We start from the raw sequence: 345 nt of genomic DNA, 5'->3' as shown, positions 1-345 counted from the left end.
GTTATCGTCAGATTTCCGAGAAGCTCGTCAGGAGGGCGAAGCCTATGAAAAAACAGCCCAGAGGGCTGCTCCTTGCCTTTTTCTTTTCCTGCTGTGTACACCTCTCCTCACAGTTTTATCCCCTGATTCGTTGATAACGCATTCCTGGGTTTGAGATCGCTCCGCTCGCCGGAGTGTTGACTAGCGAAGTCTGTCAACGCGAGGAAGCGGCATATCACTCGACCTGTCATTTTCCCCTGCCACTCTTGCGCCCGATTTCCGTATTACCATAGTGAACTGGTATAAATGCCATCCCCGGACTCGTATATTAAGCCAGTATACACTTCGCTAGCTCTGCGAGCCGCT

This window comes from Serratia sp. LTN-2 (assembly GCF_059740205.1).
This window is presented reverse-complemented; position numbering follows the sequence as displayed.